This is a genomic window from Sphingomonas colocasiae (assembly GCF_019880585.1).
Classification (GTDB): domain Bacteria; phylum Pseudomonadota; class Alphaproteobacteria; order Sphingomonadales; family Sphingomonadaceae; genus Sphingobium_A; species Sphingobium_A colocasiae.
Window position 1 is genome coordinate 417,184 of record NZ_JAINVV010000008.1, and the last position, 17,226, is coordinate 434,409.

Consider the following 17,226-nt stretch of genomic DNA (forward strand, 5'->3'; position numbering starts at 1 on the left):
GGCGGTCCTTTATGCGGCGAGAGGCGCGGCCGGGCGACGCGATCGGACCAGCGTGGAAAGATAGACATCCTCCAGCCCGCCATCGACCTGCGTGAAGCCGTTGCCGGGATCCTTTTCGGAGAGGATATGCACGATCGTGCTGCCCGAGAGCAGGCGGGTGGAGATCACCTCGTAACCCGTCTTCACCTCTTCGAGACGGTCACGCTCGATGGTCTTGGCCCAGATGGTGCCGCGGCTGCGCCGGATCAGATCGGCGGGCGCGCCCTCCAGCTGGATGCGGCCGGCGGCGAGCACCGCCATGCTGGGGCAGAGATCGGCGACGTCCTCGACGATGTGGGTGGAGAGGATGACGACGACATTCTGGCCGATCTCGACGAGCAGATTGTAGAAGCGGTTGCGCTCCTCGGGATCGAGGCCCGCGGTCGGCTCGTCGACGATGATCAGTTGGGGATTGCCGATCAGCGCCTGGGCGATGCCGAAGCGCTGGCGCATGCCGCCGGAATAGCCCGCGACCGCCTTGTTGCGATGGGTCCAGAGATTGGTCTGGTTGAGCAAGGTCTCGACCGTCGCCTTGCGGTCGGCCTTGTTGGCGATTCCCTTCAGCGACACCATATGGTCGAGCAGGTCATAGGCCGAGACGCGCGGATAGACGCCGAAATCCTGCGGCAGATAGCCGAGCGTGGAGCGTAGCCGGGTGGGTTCGGCCAGCACGTCGATATCGCCGAAGCGAATCGAGCCCGCAGTCGGCGTCTGAAGCGTGGCGATCGTTCGCATCAGCGACGACTTGCCCGCGCCGTTGGGACCCAGCAGCCCGAACATGCCCTTGCCGATCGATATCGTGACACCGTTCAGAGCCCGTGTCCCGTTGGGATAGACGTGCTCGACACCATTCAGCTCCAACAAGGCTTATCTCCTTAAAAACATGCGTAACCGGGTTGACGAGGGCGCACGGATCCGCCAATCGGATTACCGACCGATATGGTCGGTTACCAACCAATTTGGACTGGCGCAAGAAATTTGTGTGCCGCCGGTCCGTTCGGTGGCAAGGCGGACGGCAATGCCGAGACAGACCAAATCCGAGATCGACGACGAAATCCTCGACTGCGCGGCCGGGCTGTTCGCCCGGCACGGCTTCGCGCGCACCTCGATCCAGCAAATCGCCGAGGCACTGAAATATTCGAAAGCCGGGCTGCTTCATCACTATTCCAGCAAGCAGGCTCTGTTCGACGCGGTGATGGTGAAACACGAGGCGCAGACGAGCGAGCGACTCGACCATGTCCGCACATTCGCGCCGGGCATCGAGAGGGATCGCGAACTTGTCGAAGGCGCGGTCGACTTCGCTTATCAATGGCCGGGCATGGCAGAGTTCGGACATTATCTGTCGCGCGAACAGATCGGCGACAACCCGCGCCTGACGAAGCTCGGCCTCGACCTGCTGGTCGTGATGGGCGTCGACCTGACCGCGCCGGACATGCAACGGCTGACGCGCGCCTTCACCGCGCTGGCAGGTGCCAATTTCACCGCCCGGATGGCGGTGAAGATGGGCCTTCAGAAAGAATGGCGCGACATGATCATCGCGTCGGCGATGGATGCGCTGGGCCACAAGGCCCAGGACGACTGAAGACCGCCAGCCGCGCGAACCCGCAGCCCGCAACGCGGCAGCGGATCCCGATCGCGCAAGACGGCCCCTGTCCATCGAATCTCCCGTCCACCCGCGGCGAACCTTTCCGCCGCTCACCCCCACCCGACGAGCCGCGATGCGAAACATCCGCATCATTTGGGCGCGAACGGGATTGATCATTCGTAGATCGTATACTAAACACGATACTGCGCTGAGGAGTGGAGTCAAGATCGCGGCCCGAGACAGGGCCAGCGTCCGGACGAAGTTCCTGGTTTGAAGGAGATTTCAGTGGCGGCTCAAAATCCATTGTGGTCGGGCGTCTATCCCGCCGCGACGACCCAGTTTTCGCAAGACGGATCGATCGACCTCGATGCGACCCAGCGGGTGCTGACCGCGCTGGTCGACGATGGAGTCGACGGACTGATTCTGCTGGGCACCTGCGGCGAGAATAATTCGCTCGACCCGGACGAGAAGCTGACCGTTCTGCGCGCCGGCGTCGAGGCGGTCGGCGGACGCGTGCCGCTGGTCGCGGGGGTTTCGGAGTTCACCACACGCCGCGCCGCCGCCTATGCGAAGGAAGCCGAAAAGATCGGCCTCGATGCGCTGATGGTGCTGCCAGCGATGGTCTATGTGCCGACGAGCGCTGAGCTGGGCACGCATTTCCGCACGGTGGCCGAGGCGACGGCGCTGCCGATCATGCTCTACAACAATCCGCCCGCCTATCGCGTGAGCGTGGATTTCGCGACGCTCGATGCGCTGGAGGCGGTGCCGAACATAGTGGCGGTGAAGGAAAGCGCGCCGGATACACGCCGCTTCACCGATCTGCTCAACCGCTACGGCGACCGCTATTCGGTGATGGCCGGTCTCGACGATGTCGCGCTGGAAGGGCTGATGCTCGGCGCGTCGGGCTGGGTGTCGGGCCTCACCAGCGCCTTTCCGCAGGAATCGGTCGCGCTGGTCGCCGCCTTCTACCGCGGCGATATCGAGGAAGCGCGCAAGATCTATCGCTGGTTCATGCCGCTGCTGCACCTCGACGCGGAGCATGACCTGGTCCAATCGATCAAGCTGGCCGAGGAGATCATGGGCCGCGGATCGGAGCGGGTGCGCCTGCCGCGCCTGCCGCTGGCGGGCGAGCGGCGCGCCGAGGTGATCGCGATGGTCGAGGAAGCCGCGCGCACCCGACCCACACTCAGGGAGGCCATCGCAGCCTGATGCGCCACAGTTTCTTCTGCATCGACGGGCATACCGCCGGCAACCCGGTCCGCCTGGTGGCGGGCGGGGCGCCCCTGCTGCGCGGTTCGTCCATGGCCGAACGGCGGCAGGACTTTCTCACGCGCTTCGACTGGATCCGCACCGGCCTCTGCTTCGAGCCGCGCGGGCACGACATGATGTCGGGCGGTTTTCTCTATCCGCCCTGCGGCGACGCGGATGCCGCGATCCTGTTCATCGAGACCAGCGGCTGCCTGCCGATGTGCGGCCATGGTACGATCGGCATGATCACCTTCGGGCTGGAAAACGGCCTGATCCAGCCGCGCGAACCAGGACGATTGACGGTAGAGGTGCCCGCGGGGACGATCGAGATCGCCTACGCCCAAGAGGGCAACCGGGTGCGTTCGGTGAAGATCCGCAACGTGCCGGCCTATGTCGCCCAGCGCGGCATCGCGATCGATGTCCCCGGCTTCGGGCCGCTGACGATCGACGTCTCCTATGGCGGCAATTTCTATGCGATCATCGAGCCGCAGGGCGCCTATACCGGGCTGGACGATCTCGGCGCCGCGCGGATCGTGGAGCTGAGCCGCGTCGTCCGCGCGATGGTGCGCGAGGTCTATGAGCCGGTGCATCCAGAAGAGGCAAGCATCCGCGGCGTCAGCCATGTGCTGTGGGCGGACACGCCGAAGGGCGAGGGCGCCGACGGGCGCAATGCGGTGTTCTACGGCGAGCGCGCGATCGACCGGAGCCCCTGCGGCACCGGCACTTCGGCACGGCTGGCGCATCTCGCCGCGACCGGCAGACTGGCCGTGGGCGACCGCTTCGTCCACGAAAGCTATATCGGCAGCCGCTTCATCGGCCAGGTCGAGGCGTCGGCGAAGGTGGGCGGTATCGAGGGGATCATACCCTCGATCGAAGGGTCCGCCATCGCGACAGGTTACAACACGATCTGGATCGACCGCGAGGATCCGTTCTGGGCTGGGTTCACGGTCGTTTGAACGCGGCGCCCGCCACGACGATCGTGATCGGCAACGGCGTCGTGGGCCTCGCCTGTGCGATTGCGCTCCAGCGGCGCGGCATGCGGACGACGATCGTTGCGCCCGACGAACCGTGGCGCGGCGCATCCTGGGGGAATGCCGGGCATATCGCGACCGAGCAGGTCGAACCGCTCGCCTCGCCCGCGGCCATTCGCAGCGTTCCCAGGCGCCTGTTCATGCGCGGCGGTGCGCTGGCGCTGCCGCCCGGTGATGCGGCGACCTGGCTGCCCTTCGTGCTGAAATTGCTCCGCGCAAGCACCCCGACCCGGTTCGCGCATGGCAAGGCGGCGCTGAGCGCGGCACTTGCCCATGCGATGCCCGCCTGGGAGCGGCTGCTTGCCGATACGGGCCATCCCGGCCTGTTGCGCAGGGATGGGCATCTGGTGGTGTGGGAGAGCGCAGCCAGCGCCGAGGCGGGACGGGCGCATTGGCACGCGGCGGATATCGGCACGGCGACGCTGGAGGACGTGCCCGCCGACGAACTCGCCGGATTGCAGCGCCTTGTCCGCCCCCGGATCGCAGGGGCACTCCGCTTTCGCGCCACCGGGCAGATCACCGATCCGGCGGCGCTGGGCCAGGCGCTTCAGGCCCGATTCCATGCCCTGGGCGGAGAGCGGCATATGGGCCGTGCGGTGCGGCTGTCGGGGCAGACGGCCGCGCAGGTCATGCTCGACGATGGCGGCGAGCTGGCCGCCGATCTCGTGCTCGTCGCCGCGGGCGCGGCCTCGGCCGCGCTGCTGACGCCGCTGGGCGTTTCCGCGCCGCTGATTTCCGAGCGCGGCTATCACATCGAGACCACCACCACCGAATGGCCGGCCGGCATGCCGCCGATCGTGTTCGAGGACCGCTCGATGATCGTCACCCGGTTCGCGCATGGCTTGCGTGCCGCGAGCTTCGTCGAGTTCGCGCGCGGCGACCGCCAGCCTGACCGTCGCAAATGGGCGCGGCTGCGCGCTCATGCGGAGGCGCTGGGACTGGGGTTCCACGACCGGACGAGCGAGTGGATGGGCGCCCGTCCCACCCTGCCCGACTATCTCCCCGCGATCGGCCGCCTCCGCGACCGGCCGGCCATCGCCTACGCGTTCGGACACCAGCATCTGGGACTGACGTTGGCGGCAGTGACCGGCGAGGCGGTCGGCGCGATGATTTGCAACGAAACCGCCACGTTGAACCTGTCCCCCTTCGCCCTGGCCCGCTTCGGGCGAGCGCGCTCGCAAGGAACAAATATATGATATACGGGATGAACCATGTCAGGCCTCATCATTCGTAATCTTTCCGACCAACTCGTCGACCTGGTCCGCGACCGGATCCTGAACGGCTCGGTTTCGCCCGATCAGCCGATCCGGCAAGATGCGCTCGCCGCCGAGCTCGGCGTCAGCAAGATCCCGCTGCGCGAGGCGCTGACCCGGCTCGAGCAGGAAGGGCTGGTCCGCAACCAGATCAACCGGGGCTATTTCGTCCGTTCGCTTGACGCGGCCGAAGCCGAGGAGGTCTATGCGCTCCGCCTGAAGCTGGAGCCGGACACGGTCGCGCTGGCCGCCAAGCGCGCGACCGACGAAGACCGGCAGCACGCGATCGCGACGCATGCCGCGCTCGACGACGTGACCAACGCGCATGGCGACGGCGTCGGGGCGTTCAACCGGGCATTCCACCTCGCGCTGATCCGCCCATCGGGCCAGGCGATCACCACGATCCTGCTCGAACGTCTGCATGTGCTGAGCGAGCGCTATGTGCGCAAGCATCTCGAACCGCTGGGCCGCGATGAGCGCGCCAACAGCGAGCATGACGAGATTCTGAAGCTGTGGCTGGCCCGTGACAAGGCGGTCGCGAAGCTGATGCACGCGCACATCAAGAAGACGGTCGTCGATCTGCGCGGACAGCTCTCCCAGCGCGGAAAAAGCTGACCGCCGACGACCTCCCCCGCTTGCGATTTTGACTTGTCGTATTTCGTATACGGTATAACAAGGTCGCAGGCGCACCGGCGCCATGGTCAATCGGACAGGGGAGCGTCGCGTGGCAGGAAGTTGGCTGGGGCCGCGCAGGCCGATCGAGATCGCGACCGATGGCGAGAACGGACTGCGCAAGACACTGAGCTGGCCGCATCTTGTCGGCCTGGGCGTTGGCGCGATCGTGGGCACCGGCATCTATACGCTCACCGGCGTCGGTGCCGAGCGCGCGGGTCCCGCGATCATCCTGGCTTTCGCGGTGGCTGGCGTGGTGTGCGCCTGCGCGGCGCTTGCCTATGCGGAGATGGCGACGCTGATGCCGACGTCGGGCGGCGCCTATACCTACACCTATTCCGTGCTCGGCGAGACGCTGGCCTGGATCGTCGGCTGGAGCCTGATCCTCGAATATTCGCTCGCCTGCTCGACCGTGGCGGTCGGCTGGTCGGGCTATCTGGTCGGCTGGATGCAGTCGTTGGGCATATATCTGCCGCCGGCGATTCTGGCGGGGCCGCATGCCGGGGGCATCGTCAATCTGCCCGCGGTGGCGGTGGCGCTGGCGATCGCGGGCATGCTGATCGCAGGCACGCGCGAGAGCGCGACCTTCAACATCATCCTGGTGGCGATCAAGCTCACCGCGCTCACCGCCTTCGTCGCACTGGCCTTGCCCGCCTTCGATGCCGACAAGTTCACCCCCTTCATGCCCTATGGCTTCGGCAGCGAGGTGATCGAAGGCAAGACGCGCGGCGTAATGGCCGCCGCGGCGATCGTGTTCTTCGCCTTTTACGGCTTCGACGCGGTAGCGACCTCCGCCGAGGAAGCGCGCAATCCCGGTCGCGACCTGACCATCGGCATTCTGGGATCGATGGCGGTCTGCACGCTGATCTACATGTTCGTCGCGGTCAGCGCGATCGGCGCGGTGAACTATCTCCAGCTCGGCACATCGGCCGAGCCGCTGGCATTCGTGCTGCGCTCGCTGGACCATCCCTTCGCCGCCTGGGCGATCGGGCTGGCGGCGCTGATCGCCCTGCCTTCGGTGATCCTGGTGATGATGTACGGACAGAGCCGCATCTTTTTCGTGATGGCGCGCGATGGGCTGCTGCCGCGCTTCCTGAGCCGCGTATCGCCGCGCTCGGGTGCGCCGACCACGATCACCGCGGTGACCGGCGTGTTCGTGGCGGTGGTGGCGGGCTTCTTCCGGCTGGACGAAATCGCCGAACTCGCCAATGCCGGCACGCTGGTGGCGTTCATCGCCGTGGCGGTGTGCATGATGGTGCTCCGTCGTCGCGCGCCCGATCTGCCGCGCGTGTTCCGCTGCCCGCAGCCCTATCTGATCGGCACGCTCGCGACGCTCGGCTGCATCTATCTGCTGATCAGCCTGCCCACCCACACGCTGACGCGCTTCGCGATCTGGAATGTGGCGGGCATCGCTTTCTATGTGCTCTACAGCCGCACGCGCAGCGCGCTCGGTTCGAAGAATGACCATCCGGCATGACGCGGTCGCCGGAGCGGAATATGCACCGGTCGATCATGATGTCCGTGTGCGCGCTGGCGCTGGCGGTACCCCAATCGGCGTCGGCCGAATGGATCAACCGCTACCCCAGGGTCTCCACCCTGCCGCTGCAGGTTTATCTCGAAGGCTATAATCTTCCGACCTTCGCCACCTCACCGACCGATCCGGCACCCTCGCCCGACGGCAAGAGCGTGGCGTTCGCAGCGCGCGGCTGGCTGTGGATCATGGACATCGCCACGCGCGAGGCGCGCAGGGTCACCCGCGGCGCGTCCGTCGACGCACGCCCCACATGGTCGCCCGACGGCCATAGCATCGCGTTCATGCGTGACAGCGGCCGCGACACCGGCCTGTGGCTGCTCGACGTGGCGAGCGGGCGCGAGCGTGTCCTCGTCGATACGCCCACGATCGAGCTGGACCCGGCCTTTTCTCCCGACGGCAAGGGCGTCTATTACAGCTCCGCCGAGGCTGGCGATCTCGACATCTGGCGGATCGATCTGGCCTCCGGCGCAAAAACAAGGCTGACCACCGCCAAGGGGCAGGAGATCAATCCTCAGCCGGTCACCGGCGGACTCGTCTATGTTTCGGAACCCACTTTGCTGTCCGATACGGTGGAGATGCTGTCCTTCGCGGACGGCAGCACGAAAATCCTTCGCCGCGAGGGCCTGTCGCCGCAGCTGCGCATCTCGGCCAGCCCCGATGGCCGCAGCTTCGCGCTGACGCCGCTGGCGGGCGACGACCGCACCCAGCTGCTCGTCTCCAACGCGGACGGCGGCGAGACGTTGCGGCTGGCGAACGACGCCACCTATCCTGTCACGCCCGCCTGGGGCCGCGACGGCATCTGGTATGTCCAGCCTGATCGCGACGAGCGTTTCAGGCTGTATCGCGTGGCGGTCACCGGCGGTCCGGCGGAAGAGGTGACGCCGCTTTCCTGGACCATGGGGGCACCAACCGCGCGCGTCACGATCCGCACCCGTCGCGACGGCGCCGCCCTGCCCGCGCGTCTCGCGGTGGTCGACGGCGCCGGCCACCCCGCCGCGCCCGAGATCGGCAACACGACATTCGACGGCCAGCATGGCCGCATCTCCTTCCATTCACAGGGCGCCGCGACGATCGAGCTGCCGGCGGGCGAGATCGCGATCATCGCGAGCCACGGGCTGGAGGGAGCAGTCACGACGCGCCGGAATTTGCGCGCGGGCGAGAATGTGACGATCGACATCGATCTGCCGAAACCCGCCTTCGATGCGGCGGGCCGTGGCTGGTTCAGCGGCGATCTCCACAGTCATCTCAACTATGGCGGGCCGTTCCAGCTCGAGCCCGACGATCTCGTATCGGCGATGCGCGCCGAGGCGCTGGACGTTTCGACTCCCATGCTCGCCAATCTCCAGACAGCACTCACCGATGTGCGCTTCTGGGGCTGGCAGCGGACCGAGCGGCCGTTCGTGAAGTTCTCGCAGGAGGTGCGCTCGCACTTTCTCGGGCATATCGGGGTGATCGGTGCCGATGCGCCGCATACGCCCTTCTTCTTCGGCCCGGGCTATCCCGCCGCCTATGAACGGCTCGATCTGGCCAACAGCTCGCCACTGCGCTTCGCGAGGGCGCATGGCGGCATGAACATCTACGTCCATCCCGTGATAGCGCGCGACCCCTTCCCACAGAGCGGTCCGCCGGCGGGCATCCCTCTCGAACTGGTACCCGATGCGCTGGCGGGCGAGGTGGACGCGATCGAACTGGCCTGCCTCTGGACCGATGAACTCGGCACCGCCGAGCTCTGGTACAGGCTGCTCAATCTCGGCCTGACCATCGCGCCGACCGGCGGCAGCGACACCATGCACAATCTCCACCGCACCATGGCGGTGGGCTCCACGCGGGTCTATGCGAAGCCCAGGGAGCCGCTCGGCATGGCCAGTTTCCTCGACGCCGTACGAGCGGGCCGAAGCTTCGTGACCAACGGACCGATGATCGACTTCACCGCGGGCGACGCAGGGCCGGGCGCGGCGATTCCAGGCGGCCGGCGCATCCCCTTCGCGATCGATGCCTTCACCACGGCACCCGTCGATCATGTCGAGATCCTGGTCAATGGCCGCGTCGTCCGGAGCTATGGCGCGCTGGAGGGCAGCGGCCGCTATGCGGGCGAAATCGACGTGCCCATGGGCGGCTGGATCGCCGCGCGGATCCGCGGCGGCGCACCGGCATGGCCGTCTCAGGACAGCTATCAGTTCGCGCACAGCGCCCCGATCTGGCTTGGCGCACGCGGCAGCCGCGATCCCGCGGCTTCGCAGGCGGCGGCGAGCGACCTGCTGCGCTGGATGGATGTCGCCGACGCCCGGCTGAAGCAGGGCTATGGCGGAGAACCGACCGCCAAGCTGCGCGCGCGCTTCGCGGAGGGACGCGCGCGGCTGATGGAATTGGCTCGATGATGATGCGATCCGTCTGGCGCAGGCTGTGATTCGACGGAAGTGGATCGCCCGCCCTAGGTATTTGTTCAATCACGATTTTCGAGTCGCTCGATGGTTCCATCGAACGACAAATCGCTCCAGCCGCTGCCGCTTCGCGTTCGATCCGGACTGACGCTTATCCCGCCCCGATGGGCACGCTGAGCGTGCTGGGATGTTTGGCGTCGTGGAAGAGCCGCACCGTGACGGTGCGCGCATCGGCCATGGTCTCGTCCGCCACGGGCTTGCCGCTGTTATAATTGCGCTGCCAGGCGAAGCCCTGATGCGGCTGCACGACGAGGCGCAGCCGATTGCCCTTTTTGATCAGGCGCGAGACGAAGCTGAACCGGTCGAAATCGTAGCGCAGCGGCGCCTTGGTCCGAATCAGCTTTTCTGTCCGCAGGCCTTCGCGATGACGCGCGCGCCAGCGCTGCTCGGTCATGAACATGCTTGTCCCGTCGGGCGCTATGTCGTGGATCGAGACGGAAAAGTCGGTGTCGGGCTGGTCGAGCGCGATCCAGGCGGCCAGCCTGAAGACGCCGCTGACCTCGGTATCCTGTTCGAACGGTGCGGTCTGGTAGATCAGCTTGTCGTCCTTGTCGGTGAGCAGGGCGGTCTGATCGACCAGATGCGACTGGGTCTGCGCCAGCTGGGCGTGGAGCGCGCTCAGGTCGCGCGGATCGTAGACATAATGATCCGGCGTCGATTTCGCGGCGGGCGTCGGACCGAGCGTGCCGGCGCGATAGGCGCTGTTCGGGTTGCCGCTGGAATTCAGGTGCAGCGTCTCATAGCGCGCGGTGACACCCTCCAGCGTATCGGCATAGCGCCATTCGTCGGCAACCATCGCGAAATAGCTGATACGCTTCTTCAGGAACTCCGGCTTCGCGCCGCCGTCCATCGTCCAGCCGAACCAGTCGCGGTGAAGCTTGAGCGCGTCGATCACGCTGTTCTGGCTGACCTTGATGCCCAGGAAATCGGTCTCGGGCTTGCGCACCTGATCATGCCCCCAGGGGCCGAGCACCACATAATGGTCCGCCTTCGCGCCCGCGAGCTTCGTGTGCTGCCGGTAGAATTCCAGCGCGCCCGGCTGATCCCCGTCGAAATAGCCCGCCATGGTCAGCACCGGGATGGTGAGGTTCGCGAGCTGCTCGGGCGTGGGATTGCGCGCGTCCCAATATTCGTCCTGCCGCGGGTGCTTCACCCATTGCTGAAAGGTCGTGGATTGCAGGCCGTAGAATTCGTCCATCCGGCGGAACGGCAGGCCGGACTCCAGGAACCGCAGTTGTTCGGTGACTTGATACATGCCGTCGCGCATCATCGTGTTGCGCTGGGTGTGGCCGTCGACATGCGTGAGCCACGATACGGCGAAGGCGTAGAAGATGTTGTTGTTGATCGGGAAATCCAGCCCGACCCAGGGCGATGACAGCGGTGCGATGGTGGCGAGGCCGGTGGCCCCGCCGCGCACCGCGGCCCATTGGGTGTAGCCCACCCAGCTATGTCCGTTGGTCGCCACCTTGCCATTGCAGAAGGGCTGTTTCGCGATCCATTCGACGATGTCGTGGGCATCCTCGACCTCGCTGCCGAAGGGCGCGAAATCGCCTTCGGAATCGCCGCGGCCGCGCATGTCGACCGCGAGATAGGGATAGCCGTGCGACGAGAAATACGCGCCTTCGGGATGGTAGAGATCGGCGGTGTAGGGTGTGTGCGAGAAGATCGCCGGGCGCGGCTTGTCCAGGCCGCGCGGCCGATAGAGCGTAGCGCCCAGATGGACGCCGTCGCGCATCGGGATCCGCACCCGATATCCGATCTGCGGGCTGAAGGCTTGCGCCGCAGCCCGTGCGCCGGGAAGCGCGGCGAGCGAGACGGCCGACGCGGCGGACAACAGCTCCCGGCGGTTCACACCCTCAGCCCACGACGTCGGAAATGATGCGCAGCCAGTTGCCGCCCAGGACCTTCTGGATATCGGCGGTCTTGTAACCGCGCTTCATCAGGCCGGCGGTGGCGAAGTGCCACTTCTTCGCGTCGTTCATGCCTTCGGTGCCGAACGGATAGCGGAAGCGGTAGCTCGACTTGAAGTGCGGCTCGCCATAGGCCTTGAGGAATTCGTCCTTCAGCTTGAGATCGGTCGCCCAGCCGCGGATCAGCGTGTCCGTGCCGAAACCGACATGATCGATGCCGACGAGCTTCACCAGGTGATCGACATGGTCGAGCCAATGCTCGGCGGTCACTGGGAATTCGCGCTTCACCATGGTGTTCACCGTGGTCAGCCCCATCACGCCGCCCTTCTTCGCGAGCGCCATGATGATCTCGTCGGACTTGGTGCGCGGATGCTCGTTGAGCGCGCCGGCATTGGAGTGCGAGATGATCGGCGGACGCTTGGAGAAGGTGATGGCATCCATCGTGGTCTGCGGCCCCGAATGCGATGAATCGACCAGGATGCCGACTTCGTTCATCCGATGCACGGCGGCGATGCCGAAATCGCTCAGGCCCGCATTGGTGCGTTCGGTCGATCCGTCGCCGAGCAGGTTGCGCTCGTTGTAGGTGACCTGCATCGCCCGGATGCCGAGGCCGTGGAACATGTCGATATTGTCCAGTTCGCCGTCGATCGGCGAGTTCTGGAAATTGAGCATGACCGAGGTTTTCCCTTCCGCCTTGGCGCGGCGGATGTCGGCGGCCGAGCGCGCGGGGGCGAGGACAGCGCTGTTGTCCTTGATGAACTTGTGCCAGGCGACGCAGTCGGCCACGCCGTTTTCCAGCGTGAAGCCGTTCATCATATAGCTGCCGCGCGGATTTTCCGGGCGGCGCACGCCGAGCGTCGTGCTCATCGTGGTCAGGCCGCTCTGCTTGATCTGCGCCAGGCCTTCGGCGTCGCGAGTCTCGTCGCACAGCATGTCGATGACGATCGACTCCCGGTAAAGCGCCTCCGCGTCCTTCAACAGCGGCTCGATATCCGAGAGTTTGCCCAGCGCCGGAGCCGCCCATGCGAGCGCCGCCATCACCCCGCCCGCCTGCATGAGTTCGCGCCTGTTCATCGTCATGATGTGCCTCCCTGTCGCTGCTGCCGCATTTTCCTTTCCGAACTTAATGGGTGAGCGAAGGCGCGTGAGGCAACGCAGTAAAGCTGGGGCCAAGCACCAGCCCTTCTGATGCATATTTGATGGCATGCGGACAAAAAGGGATAGACGCCCTACTTCATCGCACCAAAATTAATGGGGTGGCGCCGGCCGGCCGGATTTGTCAGGGCGCTGACAGGTAAGGCTGGAGGACGAGATGGACGGACGCTTTCTGATCGCGGGCGAGCGGATTGCCACCGCGCGGAGATTCCAGGGTTGCAACCCCGCGGCGGGGGTGGCGATCGAGGGGGAATTCCATGTCAGCGGCCCCGACCATGTCGATCGCGCCTGCGCCGCCGCTGATGCCGCGTTCGATGCATTTCGCGAAACAAGCCCTCAAGCCCGCGCCGATTTTCTCGAAGCAGTCGCCTCGCATATCGAAGCGATCGGCGAGCCGCTTGTCGAGCGGGCCATGCAGGAGACCGGCTTGCCCCGTGCGCGACTGGAGGGCGAGCGCGCCCGCACCACCGGGCAGCTTCGCCTGTTCGCGCAGGTGCTGCGCGCCGGGCGTTGGGCGGGCGTGGTGATCGACAGTCCCCTCCCCGCGCGGCAACCATTGCCGAGGAGCGACCTCAGGCAGCGGCGCATCGCGGTCGGGCCGGTGGCGGTGTTCGGCGCGTCGAACTTCCCGCTCGCCTTTTCGGTGGCCGGCGGAGACACTGCGACGGCGCTCGCGGCCGGCTGCCCCGTGGTGGTCAAGGCGCATCCCGCGCATCCAGGCACCTCGCTGCTGGTGGCCGGCGCAATCGACATGGCCATCGCCGCATGCGGCCTGCCGCGCGGCATATTCTCGATCGTGCAGGGACCCGGCAATGATCTGGGCGCGGCGCTGGTGCGGCACCCGGCGATCAAGGCGGTAGGCTTTACCGGATCGCGGAACGGCGGCCTCGCGCTCGTCGCCATCGCGCAGGCGCGCCCCGAACCGATCCCCGTCTATGCCGAGATGTCGAGCGTCAATCCCGTGATCCTGCTGCCCGGCGCGCTCGCCGAGCGGGCGGAGGCACTGGGCACGGCGTTCGTCGGATCACTGACCATGGGCTCGGGACAGTTCTGCACCAATCCCGGATTGGTGTTCGGGGTGGAAGGCGCGGATCTCGACCGCTTCGTCGCGGCGGCATCGGCGGCGCTCGCCGAAGCACAGCCGCAGGTGATGCTCACCCAGGCGATCCATGTCGCTTTCGAGAGAGGCGTCGAGACGCTGAGCGCCGGCGCGGCGCTGGTGGGACGCGGCCGAGCTCCGGACGGCTGCAATCGCGGCCAGGCCGCTTTGTTCACCACCGACGCCGATGCGGTCATCGCCAATCCGGAACTCGTCCATGAAGTGTTCGGCGCGGCCTCGCTGGTGGTCCGCGCGCGCGACCTGGACCAGATCGCGCGTGTGCTGCGCACGCTGGAAGGGCAGCTGACCGCGACGCTCCATCTGGGTGAGGGCGACGCCGAACCGGCGCGCGCCCTGCTCCCGATCCTGGAGCGCAAGGCCGGCCGCATCCTCGCCAATGGCTGGCCGACCGGGGTGGAGGTGGCGCACGCCATGGTTCATGGCGGCCCTTGGCCCGCGACCTCCGATCCGCGAAGCACCTCGGTCGGAAGCGCGGCGATCGAGCGCTTCCTGCGCCCGGTCTGCTACCAGGATCTGCCCGACGCGTTGCTGCCGGACGCGATCCGTGACGGCAATCCGCTCGGACTGCCGAGACTGGTGGACGGCGAACTCACTCGCTGATCCCGCCGCTTTCCGATCGCATCGGCGGCGATCTCGGCCGCTGGCACTTGTATCAAGGCGATAGACATGCCTGCCCAACCACTGTCAGCGGCGATGAATGACACGCGAATCCAGAGCGAAGCCGCCATGTGGAGAGCGGTTGGTACGGGATTGACACCACCCAGCCACCATCGCCCGATCGGCCCCGTTTGACCGCCCAAGACAAGACCGGACGATATTCCGGTCTTGCCGCGAACCTCATTCCGATGTTTTCGGTCCGCCGAGATGCTCCACGAAATAAGCCCACCGCTTGTGCTGGAGATAGCGCGTGACGGTGTCCGACGGGTTGCCGGGGTCCACCAGCAGATGGTTGGTTCCCGGCACGATCAGCATGTCGAAATCCTTGTCGGCCTTCATCAATGCATCCGCCAGCCGCATGGTGCTGGCGGGATGGACATTGTCGTCCATCTCCCCATGGACGAGCAGCAGCTTGCCCTTCAGCCGCGCCGCCAGATCGGGGGTGACCGTCGCGTCCAGTCCTTTCAGATCGGGGCCGTTGTAGAGATCGCTCCACATCGCCTGATATATGCGCTGGTCATGGTCGCCCGCTCCGGCCACGGCCACCTTGTAGACGTCCGGATAGGTCAGGATCGCTTGCACCGATGCATAGCCGCCGCCCGAGTGACCGAAGATGCCGACACGATCCAGGTCCATCCATGGCCGCGATCCGGCGAGCTGCTTCAGCGAGACGACATGATCCTCCAGCGTGCCGGCCGTACCCATCCGGCCATAGGACTCGTTCCAGAACGCCTTCGAACGGAACGGGCCGCCGCGGCCGTCCATGGTGATGACGATGAAGCCGAGTTCCGCCAGCGCCTGGCGATCCTGGGTACCGATCCTGTTCGAAAAGGCCGAGGTGAAATAACGCGAATTGATCACCGATTGCGGGCCGGGGTAATTCAGCTCGACCACGGCGTAGCGTTTCGCCGGATCGAAATCGCTCGGCTTGAACATCGTGCCGTACAGCCGGGTCCGGCCGTCCGCCGCCAGCGTGCTGAACGGTTCGGGCAAGGGTGCCCCCGTCCGGAAGGCCTTGCCCCCGTCCGCCGTTTCCAGCATCCGCACCAATGTGCCGTCCGCGCGGCGCAGCACCAGCCTGGGCGCCAGATCGGGGCGGGAGAAGCTGTCGACGAAATAGCGGCCGCTCGCGGAAAAGGTCGCGCGCGCGGGCAACTCCGCGGGATCGGCGGAAACCGCACGGTTTGCGCCAACCGAAACACTCGGCTCCATCTGGACATGGTCAGCGTCCTCGGGCGTCAGCAGCCTGAGATCGCTGCCGTCGAACTTCACCGAATAGACATATTGGTCGTAGGGCTGGCGCGCAGGATCGCGCGCAAGGCCGCTGAAAAAGACGCGCTGTGCCGCCTCGTCAACCGCCAGCACGTTGCGCACGAGCCACGCGCCGGAGGTGATCGGATTCCGGAGCGTGCCGTCCTTGCGATAATAATAGAGATGCGCCCAGCCGCTGCGTTCGGAAAACCAGATGACGTCGCCATTGGCCAGGGTGCGCGCCAGCGGCTTTTCGCGGAACCAGTTGATCGTAAGGTTGGTATCGCCCTTCTCCGAGAGGATTCGCCGGCTCTCGCCCGTGCCGCTGTCCGCCACGTTCAGCCCGACCTCGCGATAGAAGCGATCGCGGTTGAGGAAATAGAGCTGCTGTCCGTCCTTCGACCACCAGAGCTGGCCGCCCTGGATCGGGTTCCAATATGCCGCGATCAACGGCTCGGCGGCGACGTCGGTGCGCTTGCGCGTGGCGAGATCGAACATGACGATCCGCGCGGTCGCGACAGCCTTGTCGCCGGGCAAGGGATAGCGATAGCTGTACAGCCTGGGCCGCAGGCTGCCATCCGCCGGAATGGATTCGACAAGGTGGTATTCACCGACCTCACGTTCGTCGATCCACTGGGTGGCGAGCTTGCTGGAATCCGGAGACCATAGCACCGCCGGCATTCCGGGCACGCCCGAACGCTGCTGGGTCACCGCCGACATGGTATCGCCGCTGGTACCGGCATAGGCATGATCGCGGATACCGTCGGTGGTCAGCGCGAATGCTTCACCCCCATCCGCCGGGCGCACCCACAGATTATGGTCGCGAACAAAGGCGATCCAGCGACCATCGGGCGAAACCGATTCCCCGGCGGCCGAAGGCAGCGTATCGCATGTTCCCTTTACGATCGCGCAGCGCAGGCGCTTGCCGCCCACATCGATCGCCAGCGATTTGCCGTCCGCCGAATAGCGGAAATCATCAAACGGCAGCGCATTCGCCGCAACGGGCCGCTGCAGGGTCGCCGACAGGCCGCGCGCGAGCAGGGCATGATCGAACGCCGGCTTCGCGCGTCCGCTCGCGGCATCGACGAGGACGAACGCCTTGTCGCCATTCGCGTCGGTCCGCTTGTACCAAAGGCTGTCCTTGCCCGCGATCCAGTGGGTCACGATGTCCGCATTGGCCACCGTCCCGGTGATCCGGTCGAAGGTGAAACGCTCAGCCGGAGCGAGGTCAGGTCGCTCCTGCGCCGTCGCCGGCGAACAGCCCAGCGCGGCGATCATCGCCAGCGCGCATCGTGCCACAGATCGATCCACCGACAACACTCCCCTTTTC

At 66.1% G+C, this 17,226-nt stretch carries 12 protein-coding genes; 8 read left to right on the forward strand and 4 right to left on the reverse strand.

Annotation, left to right across the window (positions count from 1 at the left end):
* Window positions 1–9 precede the first annotated feature (9 nt).
* A complete protein-coding gene (locus K7G82_RS17610; protein WP_222991213.1) occupies window positions 10–903 on the reverse strand; it encodes an ABC transporter ATP-binding protein in 894 nt (297 codons plus the stop codon).
* A 154-nt stretch (window positions 904–1,057) separates the two neighbouring features.
* On the opposite strand from K7G82_RS17610, the gene K7G82_RS17615 reads away from it, so the two are divergent.
* The 7 genes from K7G82_RS17615 to K7G82_RS17645 all read left to right on the forward strand — a co-directional run bounded on the left by K7G82_RS17615 (window position 1,058) and on the right by K7G82_RS17645 (window position 9,740).
* Window positions 1,058–1,621, forward strand: a complete 564-nt coding sequence (locus K7G82_RS17615; RefSeq protein WP_222991214.1) for a TetR/AcrR family transcriptional regulator — start codon at window positions 1,058–1,060, stop codon at window positions 1,619–1,621.
* A gap of 288 nt (window positions 1,622–1,909) precedes the next feature.
* Complete coding sequence (locus K7G82_RS17620; protein WP_222991215.1) at window positions 1,910–2,833, forward strand: dihydrodipicolinate synthase family protein; 924 nt, start codon at window positions 1,910–1,912, stop codon at window positions 2,831–2,833.
* A complete protein-coding gene (locus K7G82_RS17625; protein WP_222991216.1) occupies window positions 2,833–3,828 on the forward strand; it encodes a 4-hydroxyproline epimerase in 996 nt (331 codons plus the stop codon). The genes K7G82_RS17620 and K7G82_RS17625 overlap by 1 nt, the downstream gene beginning before the upstream one ends.
* Entirely contained in the window at window positions 3,825–5,099 is a 1,275-nt protein-coding gene (locus K7G82_RS17630; RefSeq protein ID WP_222991217.1) for an NAD(P)/FAD-dependent oxidoreductase, read from the forward strand. The genes K7G82_RS17625 and K7G82_RS17630 overlap by 4 nt, the downstream gene beginning before the upstream one ends.
* Window positions 5,100–5,114: 15 nt before the next feature.
* Complete coding sequence (locus K7G82_RS17635) at window positions 5,115–5,771, forward strand: GntR family transcriptional regulator (protein ID WP_222991218.1); 657 nt, start codon at window positions 5,115–5,117, stop codon at window positions 5,769–5,771.
* A 109-nt stretch (window positions 5,772–5,880) separates the two neighbouring features.
* Window positions 5,881–7,305 (forward strand): amino acid permease, encoded by a 1,425-nt coding sequence (locus K7G82_RS17640; protein WP_425517286.1) that lies wholly within the window; start codon window positions 5,881–5,883, stop codon window positions 7,303–7,305.
* 20 nt (window positions 7,306–7,325) lie between these two features.
* On the forward strand, window positions 7,326–9,740 hold the full coding sequence (locus K7G82_RS17645) for a CehA/McbA family metallohydrolase (RefSeq protein WP_222991220.1): 2,415 nt from the start codon (window positions 7,326–7,328) through the stop codon (window positions 9,738–9,740).
* Between the two features lie 154 nt (window positions 9,741–9,894).
* Here K7G82_RS17645 and K7G82_RS17650 read toward each other — a convergent pair whose 3' ends face one another.
* Window positions 9,895–11,655, reverse strand: a complete 1,761-nt coding sequence (locus tag K7G82_RS17650) for a CocE/NonD family hydrolase (protein ID WP_222991221.1) — start codon at window positions 11,653–11,655, stop codon at window positions 9,895–9,897.
* 4 nt (window positions 11,656–11,659) lie between these two features.
* Window positions 11,660–12,793 carry a dipeptidase gene (locus K7G82_RS17655; RefSeq protein ID WP_222991222.1) on the reverse strand — a complete coding sequence of 378 codons (1,134 nt, stop codon included), beginning with the start codon at window positions 12,791–12,793 and terminating at the stop codon, window positions 11,660–11,662.
* Window positions 12,794–13,025: 232 nt separating this feature from the next.
* On the opposite strand from K7G82_RS17655, the gene K7G82_RS17660 reads away from it, so the two are divergent.
* The gene (locus K7G82_RS17660; protein WP_222991223.1) at window positions 13,026–14,588 is read left to right on the forward strand and encodes an aldehyde dehydrogenase (NADP(+)); all 1,563 of its coding nucleotides are present in this window, start codon (window positions 13,026–13,028) and stop codon (window positions 14,586–14,588) included.
* Window positions 14,589–14,825: 237 nt separating this feature from the next.
* Here the strand turns inward: K7G82_RS17660 and K7G82_RS17665 are convergent, their stop codons facing one another.
* Window positions 14,826–17,207, reverse strand: a complete 2,382-nt coding sequence (locus K7G82_RS17665; protein WP_222991224.1) for a S9 family peptidase — start codon at window positions 17,205–17,207, stop codon at window positions 14,826–14,828.
* Window positions 17,208–17,226 lie beyond the last annotated feature (19 nt).

Coding starts and splice junctions, on each gene's coding strand:
- K7G82_RS17625 (WP_222991216.1), top strand. CDS start 2,833: ATGCGCCACAGTTTCTTCTGCATCGACGGGCATACCGCCGGCAACCCG.
- K7G82_RS17615 (WP_222991214.1), top strand. CDS start 1,058: ATGCCGAGACAGACCAAATCCGAGATCGACGACGAAATCCTCGACTGC.
- K7G82_RS17645 (WP_222991220.1), top strand. CDS start 7,326: ATGCACCGGTCGATCATGATGTCCGTGTGCGCGCTGGCGCTGGCGGTA.
- K7G82_RS17635 (WP_222991218.1), top strand. CDS start 5,115: ATGTCAGGCCTCATCATTCGTAATCTTTCCGACCAACTCGTCGACCTG.
- K7G82_RS17660 (WP_222991223.1), top strand. CDS start 13,026: ATGGACGGACGCTTTCTGATCGCGGGCGAGCGGATTGCCACCGCGCGG.
- K7G82_RS17655 (WP_222991222.1), bottom strand. CDS start 12,793: ATGACGATGAACAGGCGCGAACTCATGCAGGCGGGCGGGGTGATGGCG.